This is a genomic window from Klebsiella sp. 4_1_44FAA, assembly GCF_000238715.1.
GTDB lineage: Bacteria > Pseudomonadota > Gammaproteobacteria > Enterobacterales > Enterobacteriaceae > Klebsiella > Klebsiella pneumoniae.
On the sequence record NZ_JH414801.1, the window covers coordinates 163,947 to 187,282 of the forward strand.

General features: G+C 59.9%; 20 protein-coding genes and 1 riboswitch. Of the genes, 14 read left to right on the forward strand and 6 right to left on the reverse strand.

The features are described from left to right. Positions 1–83: 83 nt before the first annotated feature. The 7 genes from nikA to HMPREF1024_RS11885 all read left to right on the forward strand — a co-directional run bounded on the left by nikA (position 84) and on the right by HMPREF1024_RS11885 (position 6,715). Positions 84–1,652 carry a nickel ABC transporter substrate-binding protein gene (gene nikA, locus HMPREF1024_RS11915; RefSeq protein WP_009308749.1) on the forward strand — a complete coding sequence of 523 codons (1,569 nt, stop codon included), beginning with the start codon at positions 84–86 and terminating at the stop codon, positions 1,650–1,652. Next, positions 1,652–2,596 (forward strand): nickel ABC transporter permease subunit NikB, encoded by a 945-nt coding sequence (gene nikB, locus HMPREF1024_RS11910; protein WP_002921105.1) that lies wholly within the window; start codon positions 1,652–1,654, stop codon positions 2,594–2,596. Before nikA ends, nikB begins: the two co-directional genes overlap by 1 nt. Further along, a complete protein-coding gene (nikC, locus tag HMPREF1024_RS11905; RefSeq protein ID WP_004151422.1) occupies positions 2,593–3,426 on the forward strand; it encodes a nickel ABC transporter permease subunit NikC in 834 nt (277 codons plus the stop codon). The genes nikB and nikC overlap by 4 nt, the downstream gene beginning before the upstream one ends. Further along, entirely contained in the window at positions 3,426–4,190 is a 765-nt protein-coding gene (locus HMPREF1024_RS11900; RefSeq protein WP_004173959.1) for a nickel import ATP-binding protein NikD, read from the forward strand. The genes nikC and HMPREF1024_RS11900 overlap by 1 nt, the downstream gene beginning before the upstream one ends. Continuing rightward, positions 4,187–4,978: a nickel import ATP-binding protein NikE gene (gene nikE, locus HMPREF1024_RS11895; protein WP_009308750.1), complete on the forward strand. Its 792-nt coding sequence runs from the start codon at positions 4,187–4,189 to the stop codon at positions 4,976–4,978. The genes HMPREF1024_RS11900 and nikE overlap by 4 nt, the downstream gene beginning before the upstream one ends. Continuing rightward, the gene (gene nikR, locus HMPREF1024_RS11890) at positions 4,966–5,364 is read left to right on the forward strand and encodes a nickel-responsive transcriptional regulator NikR (protein ID WP_002921188.1); all 399 of its coding nucleotides are present in this window, start codon (positions 4,966–4,968) and stop codon (positions 5,362–5,364) included. Before nikE ends, nikR begins: the two co-directional genes overlap by 13 nt. Before the next feature lie 98 nt (positions 5,365–5,462). Then, positions 5,463–5,644: riboswitch (M-box (ykoK) riboswitch) on the forward strand. 57 nt (positions 5,645–5,701) lie between these two features. Continuing rightward, positions 5,702–6,715 carry a magnesium transporter gene (locus tag HMPREF1024_RS11885; protein ID WP_002921192.1) on the forward strand — a complete coding sequence of 338 codons (1,014 nt, stop codon included), beginning with the start codon at positions 5,702–5,704 and terminating at the stop codon, positions 6,713–6,715. A gap of 39 nt (positions 6,716–6,754) precedes the next feature. On the opposite strand, the gene HMPREF1024_RS11880 is transcribed toward HMPREF1024_RS11885, so the two are convergent. Further along, positions 6,755–7,948, reverse strand: a complete 1,194-nt coding sequence (locus HMPREF1024_RS11880; protein ID WP_004150109.1) for an NAD(P)/FAD-dependent oxidoreductase — start codon at positions 7,946–7,948, stop codon at positions 6,755–6,757. 229 nt (positions 7,949–8,177) lie between these two features. On the opposite strand from HMPREF1024_RS11880, the gene pitA reads away from it, so the two are divergent. After that, a complete protein-coding gene (pitA, locus tag HMPREF1024_RS11875) occupies positions 8,178–9,674 on the forward strand; it encodes an inorganic phosphate transporter PitA (protein WP_002921200.1) in 1,497 nt (498 codons plus the stop codon). Positions 9,675–9,729: 55 nt separating this feature from the next. Here the strand turns inward: pitA and uspB are convergent, their stop codons facing one another. Beyond that, on the reverse strand, positions 9,730–10,065 hold the full coding sequence (gene uspB / locus HMPREF1024_RS11870) for a universal stress protein UspB (RefSeq protein WP_002921203.1): 336 nt from the start codon (positions 10,063–10,065) through the stop codon (positions 9,730–9,732). Positions 10,066–10,447: 382 nt separating this feature from the next. Here uspB and uspA point away from each other — a divergent pair, with 382 nt between their 5' ends. Continuing rightward, positions 10,448–10,885 carry a universal stress protein UspA gene (uspA, locus tag HMPREF1024_RS11865; RefSeq protein ID WP_004145166.1) on the forward strand — a complete coding sequence of 146 codons (438 nt, stop codon included), beginning with the start codon at positions 10,448–10,450 and terminating at the stop codon, positions 10,883–10,885. 256 nt (positions 10,886–11,141) lie between these two features. Further along, a complete protein-coding gene (gene dtpB / locus HMPREF1024_RS11860) occupies positions 11,142–12,614 on the forward strand; it encodes a dipeptide/tripeptide permease DtpB (RefSeq protein ID WP_002921264.1) in 1,473 nt (490 codons plus the stop codon). A 127-nt stretch (positions 12,615–12,741) separates the two neighbouring features. On the opposite strand, the gene rsmJ is transcribed toward dtpB, so the two are convergent. The 3 genes from rsmJ to HMPREF1024_RS11845 form a co-directional block, all read right to left on the reverse strand. Beyond that, positions 12,742–13,494, reverse strand: a complete 753-nt coding sequence (gene rsmJ / locus HMPREF1024_RS11855) for a 16S rRNA (guanine(1516)-N(2))-methyltransferase RsmJ (RefSeq protein ID WP_004173956.1) — start codon at positions 13,492–13,494, stop codon at positions 12,742–12,744. A gap of 7 nt (positions 13,495–13,501) precedes the next feature. Next, positions 13,502–15,544: an oligopeptidase A gene (gene prlC, locus HMPREF1024_RS11850; protein ID WP_004173955.1), complete on the reverse strand. Its 2,043-nt coding sequence runs from the start codon at positions 15,542–15,544 to the stop codon at positions 13,502–13,504. A gap of 182 nt (positions 15,545–15,726) precedes the next feature. After that, positions 15,727–16,998 (reverse strand): phosphatase PAP2 family protein, encoded by a 1,272-nt coding sequence (locus HMPREF1024_RS11845; RefSeq protein WP_009308751.1) that lies wholly within the window; start codon positions 16,996–16,998, stop codon positions 15,727–15,729. A gap of 193 nt (positions 16,999–17,191) precedes the next feature. Here HMPREF1024_RS11845 and HMPREF1024_RS11840 point away from each other — a divergent pair, with 193 nt between their 5' ends. Continuing rightward, the gene (locus HMPREF1024_RS11840) at positions 17,192–18,034 is read left to right on the forward strand and encodes a 23S rRNA (adenine(2030)-N(6))-methyltransferase RlmJ (protein ID WP_002921269.1); all 843 of its coding nucleotides are present in this window, start codon (positions 17,192–17,194) and stop codon (positions 18,032–18,034) included. Between the two features lie 72 nt (positions 18,035–18,106). Continuing rightward, positions 18,107–19,459 (forward strand): glutathione-disulfide reductase, encoded by a 1,353-nt coding sequence (gene gorA / locus HMPREF1024_RS11835; protein WP_002921271.1) that lies wholly within the window; start codon positions 18,107–18,109, stop codon positions 19,457–19,459. 52 nt (positions 19,460–19,511) lie between these two features. Here the strand turns inward: gorA and HMPREF1024_RS11830 are convergent, their stop codons facing one another. Next, positions 19,512–20,135 (reverse strand): glutathione S-transferase family protein, encoded by a 624-nt coding sequence (locus HMPREF1024_RS11830; protein ID WP_002921273.1) that lies wholly within the window; start codon positions 20,133–20,135, stop codon positions 19,512–19,514. A gap of 126 nt (positions 20,136–20,261) precedes the next feature. Here HMPREF1024_RS11830 and HMPREF1024_RS11825 point away from each other — a divergent pair, with 126 nt between their 5' ends. Further along, complete coding sequence (locus HMPREF1024_RS11825) at positions 20,262–21,410, forward strand: iron-containing alcohol dehydrogenase (protein WP_032415782.1); 1,149 nt, start codon at positions 20,262–20,264, stop codon at positions 21,408–21,410. Between the two features lie 239 nt (positions 21,411–21,649). Continuing rightward, complete coding sequence (locus HMPREF1024_RS11820; protein ID WP_002921331.1) at positions 21,650–23,302, forward strand: alpha,alpha-trehalase; 1,653 nt, start codon at positions 21,650–21,652, stop codon at positions 23,300–23,302. Positions 23,303–23,336 lie beyond the last annotated feature (34 nt).

Here is a 23,336-nt window from a genome sequence, read left to right on the forward strand (position 1 = left end):
CGGCGCAATATTGATCCAGGTTACTCCCAAAGTATGATGAATCACTAAAATCGTCATACTTTCCTGTCGTTGAGATTGCCGTCTTGTCTATTATCCGCCTCACCCTGCTGGTGCTGCTCGCCTGCGTCCCTCTGCTGGCTCAGGCCGCGCCGTACCAGCTCACCACCGCCTGGCCGGTTAACGTCGGCCCGCTGAATCCCCATCTCTATACGCCCAACCAGATGTTTGCCCAAAGCATGGTCTATGAACCGCTGGTGAAGTATCAGGCTGACGGCAGCGTACAGCCCTGGCTGGCAACCCGCTGGCGTCACTCCGCCGACGGCAAAACCTGGTGGTTCACCCTGCGCGACGATGTGGCCTTCTCCAACGGCGAACCGTTTAATGCCCAGGCCGCGGCGGCCAATTTTCAGGCGGTGCTGGCCAACCGCCAACGCCACGCTTGGCTTGAGCTCGCCAACCAAATAACCGACGTGCGGGCCCTCAGCGCCACCGAGCTGCAGATCACCCTGAAAAGCGCCTACGCCCCCTTACTGCAAGAGCTGGCCCTGCCCCGCCCGTTCCGCTTCATCGCCCCCTCGCAGTTTATCGATGGCGGCACCGCCAGGGGCATTAAAGCCCCGATCGGCACCGGCCCGTGGCGGCTGGCAAGCTCGCAGCTCAATCAGCGCGATGTGCTGGTGCGCAATGAGCGCTACTGGGGTCGCAAACCCGCGCTACAGCAAATCACCATCAAGGTGATCCCTGACGCCACCAGCCGGGCGGTGGCGTTCGAAACCGGGGAAATCGATATGCTCTACGGCGATGAAGGGCTGCTGCCGCTGGACACCTTCGAACGCTTTCGCCATCACCCCGGCTACGTGGCGCGCCTGTCCGCCCCGGCGGAGACGGTAATGCTGGCGCTAAACGCCAGCCAGGGCCCGACCCGCGAGCAGGCGGTTCGTGAGGCGCTCAACTACGCCGTCGATAAACAGACCCTTGTCGATAGCGTGTTGTATGGCACCCAGCAGGTTGCCGACACCCTGTTTGCCCCCTCCGTCCCTTACGCCCCGCAGAATCTGACGCCGCGCCGTTACGACCCGACAAAAGCCCGCGCCCTGCTGGAACAGGCCGGCTGGCAGCAGCTGGAGGGCCAGCCCTGGCGACAAAAAGCCGGGCAACCGTTGGCGATTGAGCTGGCGTTTATTGGCACCGACGCGCTGGCTAAATCGATGGCCGAAATTATTCAGGCCAATCTGCGGCAGGTCGGCGTGCAGGTCACCCTGGTGGGCGAGGAGGAAAGCAGCATTTACGCGCGCCAGCGCGAAGGCCGCTTCGGCATGATCTTCAATCGCACCTGGGGCGCGCCCTACGATCCGCATGCCTTTTTAAGCTCGATGCGCGTCCCTTCGCATGCGGATTACCAGGCCCAGCGCGGCCTGCCAGACAAGGCACTGATTGATAAAGAGATTAGTGAAGTGCTGACGACCGGGGACGAGGCGCAGCGGAGAAAACTGTACCATGATGTGCTGACCCGTCTGCATCAGGACGCGGTGTATCTGCCCATCAGCTATGTCTCGCTGATGTCGGTCGCGCGCCAGGAGGTCGGGGAGATCCCGTTCGCCCCGGTGACCAGCGAAATCCCTTTCGACCAGATTACCCCGGTAACGCCATAATGCTACGCTATATTTTACGCCGCCTGCTGCTGCTGATCCCGCTGCTGCTCGCCGCCTCAGCCATCATCTTTCTGCTGCTGCGGCTCGGCGCCGGCGACCCGGCGCTGGATTATTTACGCCTGTCGAACCTGCCGCCCACTGAAGAGATGGTTGCCTCGACCCGCGAGCTGCTGGGGCTCAACCAGCCGCTGGCAATGCAGTATCTGCACTGGCTATGGCGGGCGCTGCACCTGGATTTCGGTCTCTCCTATGCCACCCAGCGCCCGGTGCTGGACGACCTGCTGCACTTCCTGCCGGCCACCCTGCTGCTCACCGGCGCGGCGCTGGCGCTGATCCTCGTCACCTCCCTGCCGTTGGGCATCTGGGCGGCGCGCCATCGCGATCGCCTGCCGGACTATATCGTACGGCTGATTGCCTTCCTCGGCGTCTCAATGCCCAACTTCTGGCTGGCCTTTCTGCTGGTGATGCTCTTTTCCGTGCATCTGCAGTGGCTCCCGGCGATGGGGTATGGCGACTGGCAGCACCTGATTTTGCCCGCCGTCTCCATCGCCTTTATGTCGCTGGCGATCAACGCCCGCCTGCTGCGCGCCAGCATGCTGGACGCCGCCAGCCAGCGTCACGTGATATGGGCGCGGCTGCGCGGATTGAGCGCGCGCCAGGTGGAGCGCCGACATATCCTGCGCAATGCCACCCTGCCGGTGGTGACCGCCATGGGCATGCACATTGGCGAGCTGATCGGCGGCACCATGATTATCGAAAATATCTTTGCCTGGCCCGGGGTCGGCCGCTACGCAGTTTCCGCCATTTTCAATCGCGATTACCCGGTGATCCAGTGCTTTACCCTGATGATGGTGACGGTGTTCGTGCTGGCTAATCTGGCGGTAGATGTGCTTAACGCGGCGCTCGACCCGCGCCTGCGCCGCCACGAGGAGGTGAGCGCATGAGAGGGCTACAAAGCTTTCGCTGGCCGGTAAAACTGGCCATGCTGGTTATCGCGCTGCTGGCGGTCATCGCCATCGGCAGCGGCTGGTGGCTGCCCTGGGATCCAGCGGCGATTGACCTTCAGCAGCGGCTGCTACCGCCGGGCGCAGCGCACTGGCTCGGCACCGATCATCTCGGCCGGGATATTTTCTCACGCCTGCTGGCCGCCACCCGCGTTTCGCTGGGGGCGGTGATGGCTTGTCTGCTGCTGGTGCTGCTGATCGGCCTGGCGGTCGGCGGCTGCGCCGGACTGCTGGGCGGCCGCGCCGACCGCGGCCTGATGCGCATCGCCGAACTGTTTATGACTTTTCCGACCTCGATCCTATCGTTCTTTATGGTGGGAGTGCTGGGTACCGGGCTGACCAATGTGATCCTCGCCATTGCGCTGTCGCACTGGGCCTGGTACGCCAGAATGGTGCGTAACCTGGTGGTTTCCCTGCGCCAGCGCGAATTTATCCTCGCCGCCCGTCTGAGCGGCGCCAGCCAGTGGCGGCTGTTCAGCGACCATCTGGCCGGCGCGGTGATCCCCTCGCTGCTGGTGCTCGCCTCGCTGGATATCGGCCATATGATGCTTCACGTAGCCGGCATGTCGTTCCTCGGTCTCGGCGTCAGCGCGCCGACGGCGGAATGGGGGGTGATGATCAACGACGCCCGGCAGTATATCTGGACCCAGCCGCTGCAAATGGTCTGGCCGGGGCTGGCGCTGTTCATCAGCGTGATGGCTTTTAACCTGCTGGGCGACGCGCTGCGCGATCGTCTCGATCCCCACCTGATCGCGGAGCATAGCCACTGATGCCGCAGAAGATCCAACTGGAACAGATCTCGCTTGCCGCTGACCGACCGCTGGTCAGCGACGTCTCCTTCACCCTGCGCCGCGGCCAGGTGCTGGCGCTGCTCGGCAGCAGTGGTTGCGGAAAATCGCTGACCTGCGCCGCCGCGCTGGGCCTGCTGCCGCCCGGCGTCAGGCAAACCGCCGGCCGGGTGCTTCTCGACGGCATTCCGGTGCACGGCGAACAGCTGCGCGGGGCGACCATCGCCACCATCATGCAGAACCCGCGTAGCGCCTTTAACCCGCTGCAGACCATGGCCGCGCACGCCCGGGAAACCTGCCGGGCAGCGGGTCGTGAAACGAATGACGCCGTGCTGCTGGCAGCGATGGAGGAGGTCGGTCTGGACAATCCGCGGGCGCTACTGAAGCGCTACCCTTTTGAAATGAGCGGGGGCATGCTGCAACGGATGATGGTCGCTCTCGCCCTGCTCAGCCGCGCGCCCTTTATCATCGCCGACGAGCCGACGACCGATCTCGATGCCATCGCCCAGGCGCGCATCCTCGACCTGCTGGCGGATATTGTCGCCAGGCGCGGTCTGGGACTGCTGCTGGTGACGCATGACATGGGCGTCGTGGCGCGGCTGGCGCATCACGTAACGGTGATGGAGAACGGTCGCCTCGTTGAACACTGCGATGTGAATACGCTATTTAGCGCCCCGCGGCACCCGCTCAGCCAGCGCCTGCTGGCCGCGCATCTGGCGTTATACGGTCTGGAGAAAACACCATGAATTTACTCAGCGCTACCGGGGTGAGTCACGATTATCCTCACCACGGCAGGGTCCTGCATGCGATCCATCTCGCCATCGCCCCCGGCGAAACGGTGGCCCTGCTCGGACGCAGCGGCTGTGGGAAAAGCACCCTGGCGCGGATGCTGGTGGGTCTGGAAACGCCGCAGCACGGTGATATTGCCTGGCGCGGCACGCCGCTGACTGCCCTGAAGGGCGAGGCCATCGGCGCCTTCCGCCGTGATATTCAGCTGGTATTTCAGGATGCCTTCAGCGCGGTGAATCCGCGCAAAACGGTGCGCGAGATCGTCAGCGAGCCGCTGCGCCATCTGTTGTGCTTGTCGCGTGAGGCGCGTGCGCGGCGGGTGGAAGAGATGCTGCTGGCCGTCGACCTCGCGCCGTCGCTGCTCGATAAGCGCCCGGCGCAGCTCAGCGGCGGACAGCTGCAGCGCGTCTGCCTGGCACGCGCCCTGGCGGTACGGCCGCAGCTGTTGATCCTTGATGAAGCGGTTTCAAATCTCGATCTGCTGCTGCAGGCGGAGATTATCGCCCTGCTGAAGCGTCTGCAGGCGCAGTTTGACACCGCCTGCCTGTTCATCACCCATGACCTGCGGCTGGTGGAGCGCTTTTGCCAGCGAGTGCTGGTGATGGAGCACGGGCGCATCGTCGAAACCGCAACGGTTAGTCTACCGCTACGCCTGCGTTCCCCTGCCGGACAGGCGCTCCAGCAGGCGGTGCTCCCCCCTTTTCCTGCCACTCTGCTTAACGAGGCCATGCCATGCAGCGCGTAACCCTGACCCTTGATGATGACCTGCTGGCCGCCCTCGATGCGCTAAGCGCCCGCCGCGGCTACCACAACCGTTCGGAGGCGGTACGCGATATTCTGCGCGACGCCCTCAACCAGGATCCTCCGTCGCCGGAATCACGGCGCGGGTATGCCGTCCTGTCGTACGTGTATGAACATGAGAAACGCGAACTGGCGAGCCGGCTGGTGGCCACCCAGCATCATCATCACGATCTCTCCGTCGCCACGCTGCATGTACATATCAGTCATGACGACTGCCTGGAGATTGCGGTGCTGAAAGGTGATATGGCCGAGGTACAGCATTTTGCCGACGACGTGATTGCCCAGCGCGGCGTGCGCCATGGGCATTTGCAGTGTTTAGCGGATGATTAATTATTTGAAAATTCTTGGGTGGTTTATCAACAGTTGATAAACCATATAAATTATACGCTTTGTGAATTATCCCGCTTCGCCAATAATGGCGCCTCATTTAACGATCTCGTTATGGCGAGGCTCCTGCATAAATACAAGTTACCGCCCTGTTGGTATCGAGAGAGACCACTCAGGGAAATACAGGCTTCCATCGAATCAAGGTGTTGCCAAGGTAACTTCTGGCGGTCATGACCGTTCAGATACGTTATGCAGTGCTAAAACCAGGACGTAGGGATCTGCCTGCGCTAACCCTGTCTTGTTCGCCCCTATGAGTGATTTTTTATAGGGATTTTTAAACATGTCTTCCATTCAACTCTGCGCCGCCCATCAGGCGACCTCTGGCTTCGACGGCGATGCGATCGTCCAGTACATGCGTACCGATTTTATTACGCTGCAGGAACATCTCAGCGTTCATGAGGCGCGCGAACACTTTATCTCCCAGCTGGCCAGCGATGATATTCCCGGGCAGGTGTTTGTCGTCGCCGGCAAGAAGCTGCGTGGCAGCCTGTCGGTCAAAAAGCTACTCCAGGAAACGGATATCAACCAGTCTATCCGCCACCTGATGGACAGCTGCCTGTTTCGCGTCAAACCTGACGATGAGCGCCAGCAGGTGATTGCCGAGCTCAGCGAGCGCGGCCTCGACCTGGTCCCCGTCGTCGATAAAGGCGAGCTGGTCGGCTGCCTGATGGAGAAGGAGATCGCCCATCTGCTGGAGGATGACGTCACCGAAGATGCTCAGCTGCAGGGGGCAACGCTGCCGCTGGAAAAACCGTACCTCGAGATCAGCCCCTGGACGCTGTGGAAAAAACGCTCGGTGTGGCTGCTGCTGCTGTTCGTGGCCGAAGCCTACACCAGCAGCGTACTGCAGCATTTCGAAGAAGCCCTGGAATCGGCCATCGCGCTGGCCTTCTTTATTCCGCTGCTCATCGGCACCGGCGGCAACAGCGGAACGCAGATCACCTCGACGCTGGTGCGCTCGATGGCGCTGGGGGAAGTGCGACTGCGCGATATGGGGCGGGTGATCCGCAAAGAGGTATCGACCTCGTTTCTGATTGCCCTGACCCTGGGCCTGGCGGGCTGCCTGCGCGCCTGGATGATGGGGATTGGCATGGAAATCACGCTCATCGTCAGCCTGACGCTGGTGTGCATTACCCTGTGGAGCGCGATTGTCTCCTCGGTCATTCCGATGGTGCTTAAGCGGATCGGCATTGACCCGGCGGTAGTTTCCGCGCCGTTTATCGCCACGCTGATTGATGGCACCGGGCTGATTATCTATTTCAAAATCGCCCAGTATTTTCTTGGGTTGAACTGATCATATACGTCCGGGCACCAGGGCGCCCGGACGCGTAGATTACCCTTCCACCAGCGCCTGCGCGCAGGCCCAGGCGCTTGACCACGCCCACTGGAAGTTATACCCCCCGAGCCAGCCGGTAACGTCCATCACTTCGCCGATAAAGTAGAGACCCGGCGCCTTACGCGCCTCCATAGTACGCGACGAGAGTTCGTTGGTGTCCACGCCGCCGAGGGTCACCTCCGCCGTCCGGTAGCCTTCGGTGCCGTTCGGCTGCACGCGCCAGGCGGTTAACGTCTCCACCAGCGTCTGCTGATCGCGAACGTTCAGTTGCTTGAGCGTCACATCAGGTATCTGCCCCAGCTGCTGCAGACACTCCACCAGCCGCTTCGGCAGCTGCATCGCCAGGGTGTTCTTCAGGCTCTGGTTGGGATGCGCGCTGCGCTGCTCGTTAAGGAAGTCATCAAGATCGCAGTCCGGTAGCAGATTAACGGTGACGAACTCGCCGGGCTGCCAGTAGCTGGAAATTTGCAGCACCGCCGGTCCGGAAAGGCCGCGGTGGGTGAACAGCAGATTTTCGCGAAACAGAGTGCCGTTCTCGGCGGTAATGGTCGACGGCACCGACACGCCGGAGAGGACCTGCAGCTGCTCAAGCAATGGCTTGTGGAGGGTAAACGGCACCAGCCCCGCGCGGGTCGGCAGCACCTTCAGGCCGAACTGCTCGGCGACTTTATAGCCAAACGGCGAGGCGCCGAGCCCCGGCATCGACAGACCGCCGGAGGCGATCACCAGCTTTTTGGTCACCAGCGTTTCGCCGTTCACCTGTAGCCGGTAGCCTTGTTCATCGCGCTCCACGCTGAGGATTTCGCTGCGCAGACGGATCTGCACGCCGCCCTTTTCACATTCCGCGAGCAGCAGATTGACGATCTGCTCCGCCGAATCATCGCAAAACAGCTGGCCGAGGGTCTTCTCATGCCAGGCGATGCCGTATTTACCGACCAGCTCGATAAAGTCCCACTGGGTGTAGCGCGCCAGGGCAGATTTGCAAAAATGCGGGTTTTGGCTCAAATAGGCCGCCGGTTCAACATACATGTTGGTAAAGTTGCAGCGGCCGCCGCCGGACATCAGAATTTTTCGCCCCGGCTTTTTGCCGTTATCCAGCAGCAGGACGCGGCAGCCAAGCTGGCCCGCCTGCGCTGCGCAAAACATTCCCGCCGCTCCGGCGCCAACGACAATGGCATCAAACCTTTCCACACCGCGTTCCTCGTTCCCCAATTGTCGGGTTTTGTAAATATTTCACTCTGGTCACACCAGCGGGAAAAATCCCGCATTAGATACATCATTGAAAGATATAGGATTACTCCCAACAGGGTAAAACCTAAACAGGAAGAAAATCAAAAAAAGTCTATATTTCACTTTGCCCGCGCCGCTAAAGTCACTGATAATGCGCCGCGTTCATGTCCTCAAAATGGCGTAACGTCCTATGCTACATTTATTTGCCGGTCTGGATTTACATACCGGACTATTATTATTGCTTGCTTTAGCTTTTGTACTGTTTTACGAAGCGATTAACGGTTTCCATGATACCGCAAACGCGGTGGCTACGGTTATCTACACTCGCGCAATGCGCTCACAGCTCGCTGTGGCGATGGCGGCGCTCTTCAACTTCTTCGGCGTTCTGCTGGGCGGTCTCAGCGTAGCCTATGCCATCGTGCATATGCTGCCGACCGATCTGCTGCTTAACATGGGTTCCGCACATGGCCTCGCCATGGTGTTCTCTATGCTGCTGGCGGCGATCATCTGGAACCTCGGCACCTGGTACTTCGGTCTTCCAGCTTCCAGTTCTCATACCCTGATTGGCGCCATCATCGGCATTGGTTTAACCAATGCGCTGATGACCGGTACTTCCGTGGTTGATGCGCTGAATATCCCGAAAGTCATCGGTATTTTTGCTTCGCTTATCATCTCGCCGATCGTCGGTCTGGTGATCGCGGGCGGCCTGATTTTCCTGCTGCGTCGCTACTGGAGCGGAACCAAAAAACGCGCGCGTATCCACCTGACGCCCGCAGAGCGTGAAAAGAAAGACGGTAAGAAAAAGCCGCCGTTCTGGACCCGTATCGCGCTGATCCTGTCTGCTATTGGCGTGTCGTTCTCTCACGGTGCTAACGATGGGCAGAAAGGCATTGGCCTGGTGATGCTGGTGCTGATCGGCGTCGCGCCGGCGGGTTTCGTGGTGAATATGAATGCCTCTGGTTACGAAATCACCCGTACCCGCGATGCGGTCAACAACGTGGAAACCTTCTTCCAGCAGCGTCCTGAACTGCTGAAAAAAGCCACCGGCGTCGATCAGCTGGTGCCTTCTCCGGATACCAATACCGCGGCCAATGGCGAGTTCCACTGCCATCCGGCGAACACCATCAACGCCCTTGACCGCGTCAAAACCATGCTGACCGGCGTTGAGAACTACGAGTCGCTAAAACCGGAACAGCGCGGCCAGCTGCGTCGCATCATGCTCTGCATCTCCGACACCACCGACAAGGTGGCGAAGCTGCCGGATGTGAGCGCTGACGACCAGCGTCTGCTGAAGAAACTGAAAACCGATATGCTGAGCACCATCGAGTACGCGCCAATCTGGATTATCATGGCTGTCGCGCTGGCGCTGGGTATCGGCACCATGATCGGCTGGCGCCGCGTGGCGACCACCATCGGTGAGAAGATTGGTAAGAAAGGCATGACCTACGCTCAGGGGATGTCGGCTCAGATGACCGCAGCGGTTTCTATCGGTCTGGCGAGCTACACCGGGATGCCGGTTTCCACCACCCACGTACTCTCCTCCTCGGTAGCGGGGACGATGCTGGTGGATGGCGGTGGTCTGCAGAAAAAGACGGTGACCAGCATTCTGATGGCCTGGGTGCTGACCCTGCCGGCAGCGATTATCCTTTCAGGCGTCCTTTACTGGCTCTCCCTGAAACTGATTTAAGCGTTATTCGTTCAAAACGGGCCAGCTTGCTGGCCCGTTTTTTTATTCTGAAACGTTAGTGCCAGATCATCAGCGCAATCAGGCTCACCACCACCAGGCCGCACAGGGCGCTGGTCAGGATAAACTGGCGACGAACACGTTCGCAGCGACGAATAAATTCATCATCGTGATGGTCACGGTAGCGCTGGGCATAGATATACCACACCAGCCGCATCTGTTTGCTGGGCTGCCCGTGCGAGGTAAAAAAGCCGCCGCCATCAACATACTGATAGAGCAAGGGATCGCAACCACGTAGCACCACCAATAATGCACGCAACGATGAGAAGTAGCGTGCCATATTCACCACACAAACGACACACAGGGCCCAAAACAGCGCAATAGTGCTGATCATACCTCCTCCCCGGCGACCCGCCTACGGAGAAAACCTCCGCGGCTACCGCTCCCCAAATAACCCACGACGATACCGTAAAGAGTGCGATTCCGATCACATTTATTTTTCCGACCGGCTCATTAAATAGTGTAGGAGATCCATTAATTTTTTTACCACAAGGTTATTCGTTATCAATACGTAAGACGGATAAATTTGTTTAACTTTTAGGTGAACCCAGTGCATTGACGGAGTGCGGGGGGCGCTATAAGGTAGGAAATATCTTCTACAATGAAGTCCTTAAAGGCTACCCTCCCGCGAATGTAGCACGCAGGACGCGGGCGAAACGGCAGCGCCAGCTGTCAGGTCCAATGGTCATCGACAAACTTATGGAAGGAGTAACACTATGGCTTACAAACATATTCTGATTGCAGTAGACCTGTCCCCGGAGAGTAAAGTACTGGTTGAAAAAGCCGTTTCTATGGCCCGCCCGTATAACGCGAAAGTCTCCCTGATCCATGTGGATGTGAATTACTCCGACCTCTACACCGGGCTGATTGACGTTAACCTCGGCGACATGCAAAAACGCATCTCCGAAGAGACCCATCACGCGCTGACCGAGCTCTCGACCAACGCAGGCTATCCCATCACCGAGACCCTGAGCGGCAGCGGCGACCTTGGCCAGGTGCTGGTCGATGCGATTAAAAAATACGATATGGACCTGGTGGTCTGCGGCCATCATCAGGACTTCTGGAGCAAGCTGATGTCCTCTGCCCGCCAGCTGATTAACACCGTTCATGTCGACATGCTGATCGTCCCGCTGCGCGACGAAGAAGACGAATAACCGTCTCGTTTTATCCGCGCAATACGCCCGCCGATGCGGGCGTTTTTTATTTTCGCTTTTCCTCGCCATGCGGCAGAACTTCAATCCATAAAATCGCCATTCAATTAGTGTGATCAACCAGTTATTCGGCGAAATATCTATATAATAATCTATTCCATAAGCCAATAACCGCAGCATGGCGAGTTATCAGACATTTTCGGCGCGTTCTGGCATACGCGTTCATACTTTTTGGGAAAGTAATACAAGGCGAAGGAATATGAATACAACTGCACCTACGGGCTTGCTGCAGCAACCTCGTCCGTTCTTTATGATCTTCTTTGTGGAGCTCTGGGAACGTTTTGGCTATTACGGCGTTCAGGGGATCCTGGCGGTTTTCTTTGTTAAACAGCTGGGCTTCTCTCAGGAACAGGCCTTTATCACCTTCGGCGCCTTCGCGGCGCTGGTTTACGGGCTGATCTCCATCGGCGGCTACGTGGGCGACCATTTGCTGGGGACCAAACGCACGCTGGTGCTCGGCGCCATTGTGCTGGCTATCGGCTACTTTATGACCGGGATGTCGCTGCTGAAACCGCAGCTGATCTTTATCGCTCTCGGCACCATCGCCGTCGGCAACGGTTTGTTTAAAGCCAACCCGGCGAGCCTGCTCTCCAAATGCTATCCGCCGAAGGATGCCCGTCTCGACGGGGCATTTACCCTGTTCTATATGTCGATAAACATCGGTTCGCTGCTGTCGCTGTCGCTGGCGCCGGTGATCGCCGAAAAATTTGGCTACGCGGTAACCTATAACCTGTGCGGCGCGGGGCTGATTATCGCGCTGCTGGTCTACTTCGCCTGCCGCGGGATGGTGAAAGATATTGGCTCCGAGCCGGATCATCGCCCCCTCAGCCTACGCAATCTGGCGCTGGTGCTGGCCGGTACGGTGGTAATGATTTTTCTCTGCGCCTGGCTGATGCATAACGTGATGATCGCCAACCTGGTGCTGATTGTTCTGTCGGTCGTGGTTATTGCGTTCTTTTTCCGTGAGGCGTTTCGCCTCGATAAAACTGGACGCAACAAAATGTTCGTCGCCTTTATTCTGATGATCGAGGCGGTGCTGTTTTACATTCTGTATGCCCAGATGCCGACCTCGCTGAACTTCTTCGCCATCAACAACGTCCATCATGAGATCCTTGGCTTTACCATCAACCCGGTCAGCTTCCAGGCGCTGAATCCCTTCTGGGTAGTGGTCGCCAGCCCGGTGCTGGCGGCGATCTACACCCATCTCGGTCATAAGGGTAAAGACCTGACCATGCCGGTGAAATTTACCCTCGGGATGTTCCTCTGCGCGCTGGGCTTCCTGACCGCCGCGGCGGCCGGGATGTGGTTCGCCGACGCCCAGGGGTTAACCTCGCCGTGGTTTATTGTGCTGGTCTATCTGTTCCAGAGTCTGGGGGAACTGTTAATCAGCGCACTGGGGCTGGCGATGGTTGCCGCGCTGGTGCCGCAGCATCTGATGGGCTTTATTCTGGGGATGTGGTTTCTGACCCAGGCCGCCGCTTTCCTGCTGGGCGGCTATGTGGCGACCTTTACCGCGGTGCCGGAAAACATCACCGACCCGCTGCAGACCCTGCCGGTCTACACCAATGTGTTCAGTAAAATTGGCCTGGTGACGCTGGGCGTCACGGTGGTAATGGCGCTGATGGTGCCGTGGCTGAACCGGATGATTAATACCCCGGCCAGCGCCGAATAACCGTTTGAGATGGCCGATCCGCTGGCGCCGTTTGTTTAAATATTGCGGTTCCCGGCTCGCGCTACAATTTGGTAGCCCGGATAAGGCGCTTTGCCCGCTATCCGGGTGATATCACAACGGCGAAAAATTACGCCGGCGTACCGGCGTAAATATCAAACCGATGTCCTTTGGTCACCACCGCGTTAGGCGTGGCGACATCCGCCAGCGGCGGCGCATAATCCGGGCGCTTGACCACCACTCGTTTGGTCGCCAACTGACGCGCTGGCGCCAACAGACCATCGGCGTCTAAATCCGGCCCCACCAGCGACTGAAAGACGCGCATCTCTTTCTTCACCAGCGCGCTTTTCTGCTTATGCGGGAACATCGGATCGAGGTACACCACCTGCGGACGCGGGGTGATATCGGTTAACGCCGTCAGGCTGGAGGCGTGGATCAGCTGCAGCCGCTCCTGCAGCCAGCCGCCGATTTCCGCGTCAGCATAGCCGCGCGCCAGGCCATCATCGAGCAGCGCGGCGACCACCGGATTACGCTCCAGCATCCGCACGCGACAGCCGACCGACGCCAGCACAAAGGCATCGCGTCCCAGCCCGGCCGTCGCATCGACGACATCCGGCAGGTAATCGCCTTTAATACCCACCGCTTTAGCCACCGCTTCGCCGCGGCCGCCGCCAAACTTGCGCCGGTGGGCCATCGCCCCGCCGACGAAATCGACGAAGATGCCGCCAAGCTTGGGCTCATCGCGCTTGCGTAGCTCCAGATGCTCCGTCGTCAGCGCCAGCGCCATCGGGTTATCGTCATCCTGCTCCAACCCCCAGCGGGCGGCTAAAACAGATAAGGCGCCGTCACCGGCGCCTGTTTCATCAATTAAGCAGATCTTCACGTAGCAATCAGCCTTTGATCCCGTAATGCTCCAGCATCGCGTCCAGCTGCGGCTCACGCCCGCGGAAGCGTTTGAACAGCTCCATCGGCTCTTCGGAACCGCCGCGGCTCAGGATATTGTCGAGGAACGACTGACCGGTTTCACGGTTGAAAATCCCCTCTTCTTCGAAGCGTGAGAAGGCGTCTGCCGCCAGCACGTCGGCCCACAGGTAGCTGTAGTAGCCTGCCGCATAGCCGCCAGCGAAGATGTGGCTGAAGGCGTGCGGGAAGCGGCCCCAGGTCGGCCCCGGCACCACGGCGACCTGCTTTTTAATCTCGGCCAGGGTCTCAAGGATTTTCGCCCCCTGCTCCGGTTTGTACTCCGCATGCAGGCGGAAATCGAACAGGCCGAACTCCAGCTGGCGCAGAATAAACATCGCCGCCTGGTAGTTTTTCGCCGCCAGCATTTTCTCCAGCAGCTCCTGCGGCAGCGGTTCTCCGGTTTCATAATGGCCGGAGATAAACGCCAGCGCTTCCGGCTCCCAGCACCAGTTCTCCATAAACTGGCTCGGCAGCTCGACCGCATCCCACGGCACCCCGCTGATGCCGGAAACCCCGGCGGTGTCGATGCGGGTCAGCATATGGTGCAGACCGTGGCCGAACTCGTGGAACAGGGTGATCACTTCGTCATGGGTGAACAGCGCCGGCTTGCCGTTGACCGGGCGGTTGAAGTTACAGGTCAGGTAGGCGACCGGCTTCTGCAGGGAACCATCCAGTTTACGCATCTGGCCGACGCAGTCGTCCATCCACGCCCCCCCGCGCTTATGCTCGCGGGCATACAGGTCGAGATAGAAGCTGCCGCGCAGCTCGTTATGTTCGTCATACAGCTCGAAGAAGCGCACTTCCGGATGCCACACATCGACATCGGTACGCTCTTTAGCGGTAATACCGTAAATGCGCTTAACCACTTCAAACAGGCCGCTAACGGCTTTGTTTTCCGGGAAATAGGGGCGCAGCTGCTCATCGCTGATGCTGTAGAGGTGCTGCTTCTGTTTTTCGCTGTAGTAGGCAATGTCCCACGGCTGCAGCTCATCGACGCCAAACTCGGCTTTGGCGAAGGCGCGCAGCTGGGCCAGCTCTTTTTCGCCCTGCGGACGGGCGCGTTTTGCCAGGTCGGTGAGAAAGTCGAGCACCTGCTGCGGATCCTTCGCCATTTTGGTGGCGAGGGATTTAAACGCATAGCTGTCAAAGCCCAACAGCTGCGCCAGCTCGTGACGCAGGGCGAGGATCTCCGCCATCACCGGGCTGTTATCCCATTTCCCGGCGTTCGGGCCCTGATCGGAAGCGCGGGTGGAATAGGCGCGATACATCTCTTCGCGCAGCGCCTGGTTATCGCAGTAGGTCATCACCGGCAGATAGCTCGGAATATCCAGGGTCAGCAGATACCCTTCCTGCTCTTTGGCCTGCGCCTGAGCCTGAGCGGCGGCCAGCGCGCTTTCCGGCATGCCGGCCAGATCGGCGACATCGGTCACCAGCTTGTTCCAGCCCATGGTGGCGTCGAGGACGTTGTTGCTGTACTGGTTGCCCAGCTCAGAGAGGCGCGCGGCGATTTCACCGTAGCGTTTCTGCGCCTCCGGCGGCAGGCCAATCCCGGATAATTCAAAATCGCGCAGCGCGTTATCAACCGCTTTTTTCTGCGCGGTATTCAGCGTGGCGTAGTTATCACCATCGCGCAGGTCGCGGTAGGCTTTATACAGGCCTTCATGCTGGCCGACCCAGGTGCTGTACTCGGAGAGCAGCGGCAGCGTCTGTTCGTAGGCCTCACGCAGTTCAGGGCTGTTTTTAACCGAATTTAGATGGCTGACAGGCGAGAAGATGCGTCCCAGCACATCGTCCACTTCCGCCAGCGGCTGGCAAAGATTTTCCCAGCTATACGGCGCGCCATGCGCCACCGCGCTTTCCACCGCGGCCCGGCAATCCTCCAGCGCTTTGGTGACCGCAGGGACCACGTGCTCTGGTTTGATCGCAGAAAAAGGCGGCAGGGAGAAAGGCGTCAATAATGGATTGGTCATATGCGCTGTCCTGTTGAAAAGGGTGAATGAAGCGCGCGTCCGGCGCTTATGCATGAGATCTAGAATGGGGGATAGTTAGGGGAATTTCAATGACGGGCGGTGCGTCAGCCTGGGTATTGCTGCGATAAGTCCGCCCGTTGCCGGAAAAGCGCGACACGCAGTGCAGCGTGCCGGAAACCACATTACTGCCTTTTTTGCGCCATCTCCCAGGCCGCCGACAGATTCAACCGCTGCCAGAATTGCTGTTCGGGGGTGGTGCCGGATAGCGGGTAACCCGCCGGCAGCGCGGTGTTGACCATCAGCGCCCGACGCTGAGCCGCTGACAGATGCGGCAGGGCATCTTCCAGCAGCACTTCCGCCCCCTCCGGCACCTGTAAACGCGGCTGCGGACCCTTCTGCTGCGGCAGATCGTAGGTCATGGTGAAGCGAGAGAAATCACGCATCTCCGGATCGCGCCAGGGATCGTCTTTCACGCTGCTCTTCGCGCACTCGGCAAGCGATGTGCCGCAGGCCTTCGCCAGCGCGGCGCGCAGCTGATCGCGGGCTTCGTTAAATAATACCCGGTAGTGCGGATCGTTAAGATAGTGGGCCACGTTGCGCTCGGCCACCATTCGCGAGCCGATCACGTCCAGCGGGTAGTGGACGCCCAGCACGATGCGCGAGTAGCCATAGCGGGCGCCGCGCGCCACCAGCGCGTCGTAGCGCTCCGGGATCATCGCCGCCAGCAGCAACGCATCGGTATAGCCGGTGTTGGTGTGGCCGCTGGGGAACGAGCCGCCGTCGGCGGTGTAGGGCTGGTTATCTTTCACCACCACATCGTCAGGCACCAGGTGAATGGTGTTGCCCTGCACCAGAAACGGCCGCGGATTGTTGAAGTGCTTTTTCGCCTCGCCGGTGCTGACCTCCGAGGCTTTGATCAACGCTGCCGCTTTCCCCAGCGCGCCCTGGTCATAGGCGGTCAGAAACGCTTTGCCAAGGCGTGGCCCCAGCGCGTCGCTGAGGAAGTAGAGGTAGCTAATGCCTTCCGCATCGGCCAGCGCCTGACGGCGCGTGGTCTGCACGGCGTCGCGATTGATGGCGGTCACTGTCGCCAGATTCTGCTTCACGACGGTCTCCGGCAGGGTGCTGAACGCCGACAGCAGCGCAATGCCCGCCTGCTGGTTGGCCCGGGTCTGGAAGTCATAGCCGCTGGCCTTCAGCCAGGCGGTATCGGCCTGAGTTTGGTTTTGTTTGGTGTGCGCCAGCCGATCGCGGGTCAGCGTGGCGGCATCCCCCTGCAGAGCGTGGCGTAGCTGCGCCAGCGCCTGTTGCTCAAGATCGTCATACGCCTGGCTGGAGGCAGCCGGCGTCACGCTATTGGCGAGGGCCGCCGCCCTGTTCAGCGGGGTGTCTTTAGCCAGAACCGGTTGCGCCAGCAGCAGCGCGACGGCCAGCAGCGAGAGTTGCCTTTTCATTATTTTTCCTTTTATTCAAATGATTACCTTGCCTGTATCCGACGCTAGCGCGGCCGTTTGACGTTTTTATGACAGCGTTATGTTTTGCAACGCTTTTGGCAGAAATGAAACAGCGCGGCGGCGCAGCGGTAATCTCGGCCGATCTGCGGTAAACTATCGGTTAACTTGTTTACTTCCCGGAATCTCTGCATCCATGCTCAGTTATCGCCACAGCTTTCACGCAGGCAACCACGCCGACGTCCTCAAACACACCGTTCAGAGCCTGATCATTGAATCACTGAAAGAGAAAGAAAAACCGTTTCTCTACCTGGACACTCACGCCGGCGCGGGCCGCTATCAGCTGAGCGGCGAGCACGCCGAACGTACCGGCGAGTATCTTGAAGGCATCGCCCGCATCTGGCAGCAGGACGACCTGCCGGCGGAGCTGGAGCCGTATATTTCGGTAGTCGAACACTTCAACCGTAACGGCCAGCTGCGCTACTACCCGGGCTCGCCGCTGATTGCCCGCCAGCTGCTGCGCGAGCAGGACAGCCTGCAGATGACCGAGCTGCACCCGAGCGACTTCCCGCTGCTGCGCGCTGAATTCCAGAAAGACAGCCGCGCGCGCGTCGATAAAGCCGATGGCTACCAGCAGCTGAAAGCCAAGCTGCCGCCGGTATCGCGCCGCGGTTTGATTCTGATCGACCCGCCGTACGAAATTAAAACCGACTATCAGGCGGTGGTCACCGGGATTAACGAAGGCTACAAACGCTTCGCCACCGGCACCTACGCCCTGTGGTACCCAGTGGTGCTGCGCGCGCAAATCAAACGCATGATCAAAGAGTTAGAAGCCACCGGCATCCGCAAAATCCTGCAGATTGAGCTGGCGGTGCGTCCGGACAGCGACCAGCGCGGCATGACCGCCTCCGGGATGATCGTCATCAACCCGCCGTGGAAGCTGGAGCAGCAGATGAATAACGTGCTGCCGTGGCTGCACAGCAAACTGGTTCCGACCGGCACCGGCCACGCCACCGTCAGCTGGATCGTACCGGAGTAATCGCAACCATCGGTGGAACCTTTTAAGCCTCGCGCTACAATCGCGGCAATCAACGATTAAGGACATATGGGCATGAGCAAACATTATGATTACCTCGCCATCGGCGGCGGTAGCGGCGGTATCGCCTCAATTAACCGCGCGGCCATGTACGGCCAGAAGTGCGCGCTGATTGAAGCCAAAGAGCTGGGCGGCACCTGCGTCAACGTCGGCTGCGTGCCGAAAAAGGTGATGTGGCATGCGGCGCAGATCCGCGAAGCGATTCATCTTTACGGCCCGGACTACGGTTTCGATACCACCATCAACCATTTTGACTGGGAGAAGCTGGTCGCCAGCCGTAGCGCCTATATCGACCGTATTCATACCTCTTACGACAACGTACTGGGTAAGAATAAAGTCGACGTGATCAAAGGCTTCGCGCGCTTTGTCGATGCCCACACCGTGGAAGTCAACGGCGAGATCATCACCGCTGACCATATCCTGATCGCCACCGGCGGCCGGCCGAGCCACCCGGATATTCCGGGCGTCGAATACGGTATTGATTCCGACGGTTTCTTCGAACTGCCGGCGCTGCCGAAGCGCGTGGCGGTGGTCGGCGCAGGCTATATCGCCGTTGAGCTGGCGGGGGTGATTAACGGCCTCGGCGCCGAAACCCACCTGTTCGTGCGCAAACACGCGCCGCTGCGCAGTTTCGATCCGCTGATCGTTGAGACCCTGGTGGAAGTGATGAACGCCGAAGGCCCGCAGCTGCATACCAATGCGATCCCGAAAGCGGTGGTGAAGAATGCCGACGGCAGCCTGACGCTGGAGCTGGAAGATGGCCGCAGCCAGACCGTTGACTGCCTGATCTGGGCGATTGGCCGCGAACCGGCGACCGACAACTTCAATCTGGCGGCAACGGGCGTTAAAACCAACGATAAAGGGTACATCATCGTTGATAAATTCCAGAACACCAACGTGCCGGGCATCTACGCGGTGGGCGATAATACCGGCGCCGTTGAGCTGACGCCGGTCGCCGTGGCCGCAGGCCGTCGTCTCTCCGAACGCCTGTTTAACAACAAACCGGAAGAGCATCTGGACTACAGCAACATCCCGACCGTGGTCTTCAGCCATCCGCCAATCGGCACCGTCGGCTTAACCGAGCCGCAGGCGCGCGAGCAGTACGGCGACGACGCCGTGAAGGTCTACAAATCTTCCTTCACCGCGATGTATACCGCCGTGACCTCTCACCGTCAGCCGTGCCGCATGAAGCTGGTGTGCGTCGGCCCGGAAGAGAAGATTGTCGGCATCCACGGCATCGGCTTCGGGATGGATGAGATGCTGCAGGGCTTTGCGGTGGCCCTGAAGATGGGCGCCACCAAAAAAGACTTCGACAACACCGTCGCCATTCACCCGACGGCGGCAGAAGAGTTCGTCACCATGCGCTAAGACGCGATCGCCGGATGATAAAAAGAAGCCCCGGGGGCTTCTTTTTTTATGCTCAGGCCACGCCGTTATTGCCATGGCGCATAAACGCCGGGCGCTGATTGAGCGCCATATACCAGCGCTCCACGGCTGGCATCTCCGGATGGGCGAAAGGGGTCATTTTCCAGCGATGCACCGACAGCCCCAGCACGATATCGGCCAGGGTGAAGCGCTCGCCGGCTATCCACGCCCCGGTACGCTGCAGCTGCGCTTCAACAATGCGCACGCAGTGGGTCCAGGCGGCAATACTCTCTTTAATCGCCACCGGATCCTGAAAGCGCGGATCTTTACGCACCAGCCCCATAAAAGCATGGCGCCAGGCAGTATTGAACTCGGTCGCCTGCCAGTCCATCCAGTGCTCCACCTCGGCGGCGGGCTGCGGCTCGGCGGGCAGCAGATCCCAGCGCTCCGCTTTGCGCGCCAGATAGCGGCAGATACTGTTCGACTCCCAGAGCACGAAGTCATCGTCCAGTAGCACCGGCACCAGGCTGTTAGGATTCAGACGCTGAAACTCAGGCGTATCCAGGGGCTTAAATCCGCTGCCGTAATCTTCCTGCTGGTACGCCAGCCCGGCTTCCTCGCAGGTCCACAGCACTTTCCGTACATTAATTGAAGAGCGTTTACCCAGAATTGTTAGCATCGTCAGCGATTCCTCAGCCATAAAAGACAGTTCATTCACTCTACTCTATTGCCAGCCAGCAACAAGGCAGAGCGCTGGATAATGTGTATAGTTGATTCCAGCCTGTTTGCCGAAAAGGAACCCGACATGTTGACCCCTTTTACCGTTTTGATGCCTGCAAATATTCGTTTTGGCCGTGGTCAGGCCGAGAGCGCCGCCCCCTGGCTGGCACAACAGGGCGGCCCAATCCTGCTGGTGCATGGCGCCAGCCCGCAGCGGGCGGCGTTTCTCCGCCAGCAGCTGGAGGCGCTGCAGCTTGCGGTCACGACGCTGGCGATAAGTCGCGAACCCTGGCTTAGCGATATCGAGCAGGGCGTCCAGCTGGCGCGCGAGAAAGGGATCAGAGCGGTGGTCAGCCTCGGCGGCGGCGCGGTGATTGACGCCGGTAAGGCGATTGCGGCGCTGGTCCCCGCCGTTGGCCCGGTGATCGACTATCTGGAGGTGGTGGGAACGGGCCGTCAGCTGGAAGCCAGTCCCCTGCCGTTCGTGGCGATCCCCACCACCGCTGGCACGGGCGCGGAGGTCACCAAAAATGCGGTGATCAACGTTCCGGAACAGCAGCGGAAAGTGAGCCTGCGCGACGACCGAATGCTGCCTGACCTGGCGATTGTCGACCCGGCGCTAACCGACAACGCGCCGCGGAGCATCACCCTGAGCTCCGGCCTCGACGCCCTGACCCAGGTGATCGAGCCCTGGCTCTGCAGCCGGGCCACTCCCTTCACCGATGCTCTCTGCCAGCAGGCGATCCCGCGGGGAATTCGCGCGCTAAAAATCCTGATGGAACAAGAGTGTCCGGCCAGCCGCGACGAGATGGCCTGGGTCAGCCTGTGCGGCGGACTGGCGCTGGCGAACGCCGGGCTGGGGGTGATCCACGGCCTCGCCGGCCCGCTGGGCGGCCTGAGCCGCGCCTCGCACGGCGCCCTATGCGGCAGTTTGTTGCCGTTTGGCCTGGCGCTCAATGAGTCGCAGATCAACGACCCTGGCCTGCGCCAGCGCGTTAACGATGTCCGCCGCTGGCTGGCCGACGGGCTGGACGTCCCTGTGGATCAGGTCTGGGACAGTCTGCGGGAATGGAGCCATCGCGCTGGCCTTGGCACCCTGCGCGACCTCGGCGTAGCGCGCGATGCGCTGGAACCGGCGGCGCTGGCCGCCAGCACCTCCTCATCGATGAAGGCCAACCCGGTCAGCCTGAGCGGCGAACAGCTGCTGGAGATGCTGGAGGCGGCGTGGGAGTGAGCGCCCCGGGATAAAATTTTGTTGCATAATGAATGCTCCGAATTTCATCTGCGCCAGGATGTACAATTTTTAATTACTTATCAACAGCGTACTTTGAAATGGCAGCTTTTCTTCTCGGCGGAAAAGCGTGATCTCACGCACAGTTTGCTTCACACTCACCGAAGCGACTGTCTACGCTTAATAGACAAGGCCGGGTATGCCCGGCCCCGAACTCACGCTATCCGGAGGTCCGTATCGCTATGTTCAGCCAGAAATTACGCCACGTTGAAGACGACGAGTTAAGGATCGACATCGATCCCTGCTACGAAGCCGATCCGTACGAATTAAAGCTGGATGAGATGATAGACGCTGAACCGGAGCCTGAGGTGATCGAGGGGCTTCCGGCGTCCGATGCCCTCACCCCGGCGGATCGCTATCTTGAGCTGTTTACCAACGTGCAGAAATCACGCATTTTCGCGGACAGCAAAACCTTCCCCGACTGCGCGCCGAAACACGATCCGCTGGACATCCTGCGGAACTACCGCAAGGTCAAACGCCAGCCCGACTTCGATCTGCGGCAGTTCGTTGAGGACAACTTCTGGCTGCCGGAGAGCCAGAGCGACATCTATATCTCCGACCCCAGCCTGACCCTGAAAGAACACATCGACAAGCTGTGGCCGGTGCTGACCCGCGAGCCTCAGGATCATATCCCGTGGTCATCGCTACTGGCGCTGCCGCAGGCCTACATCGTGCCCGGCGGTCGCTTTAGCGAAACCTATTACTGGGACTCTTATTTCACCATGCTGGGGCTGGCGGAGAGCGGCCGGGAAGATTTGCTGAAATGCATGGCCGATAACTTTGCCTGGCTGATTGAAACCTACGGCCACATTCCGAACGGCAACCGCACCTACTACCTCAGCCGCTCGCAGCCGCCGGTGTTCGCCCTGATGGTCGAACTCTTTGAAGAGGATGGCGTGCGCGGCGCGAAGCGCTATCTGGACCATCTGAAGATGGAGCACGCCTTCTGGATGGACGGCGCCGAGTCGTTGATCCCGCACCAGGCGTATCGCCACGTGGTGCGTATGCCGGATGGCTCCCTGCTCAATCGCTACTGGGACGACCGTGACACGCCGCGGGATGAGTCGTGGCGCGAAGACGTGGAGACCGCCCGACACTCCGGGCGGCCCGCCAATGAAGTGTACCGCGACCTGCGGGCGGGCGCCGCGTCCGGCTGGGACTACTCCAGCCGCTGGCTGCGGGATATCACGCGGCTGGCCAGCATCCGCACGACGCAGTTTATCCCCATCGACCTGAACGCCTTCCTGTTCAAGCTGGAGACGACCATTGCCAACCTCTCCGGCCTGAAGGGCGATCGCGAGACGGAGGCGGCCTTCCGCCAGAAGGCCCAGGATCGGCGGGCGGCGGTCAACCGCTATCTGTGGGATGATGAGAACGGCTGTTTCCGCGATTATGACTGGCGCCGTGAACAGCTGGCGCTGTTTTCCGCAGCCAGTATCGTCACCCTTTACGTCGGCCTGGCGACCCACGAACAGGCAGAACGCCTTGCCGATGCGGTGCGGGCCCGCCTGCTCACCCCCGGGGGGATCATGGCCACCGAATACGAAAGCGGTGAGCAGTGGGATAAACCCAACGGCTGGGCACCGCTGCAGTGGATGGCGATCCAGGGATTTAAACGTTACGGCCAGGATCCGCTGGGAGATGAGATTGCCTGGAGCTGGCTGCAGACGGTCAACCACTTTTACAAGCAGCATCACAAGCTGATTGAAAAATACCATATTGCCACCGGCGTCCCCCATGAGGGCGGCGGCGGGGAGTATCCCCTGCAGGATGGCTTTGGCTGGACCAACGGCGTGGTGCGCCGACTGATTGGCCTGTACGGTGAGCCAACCTAGTCGGGCTGTTCCCGGTGGCTTTCCCTGCTATGTT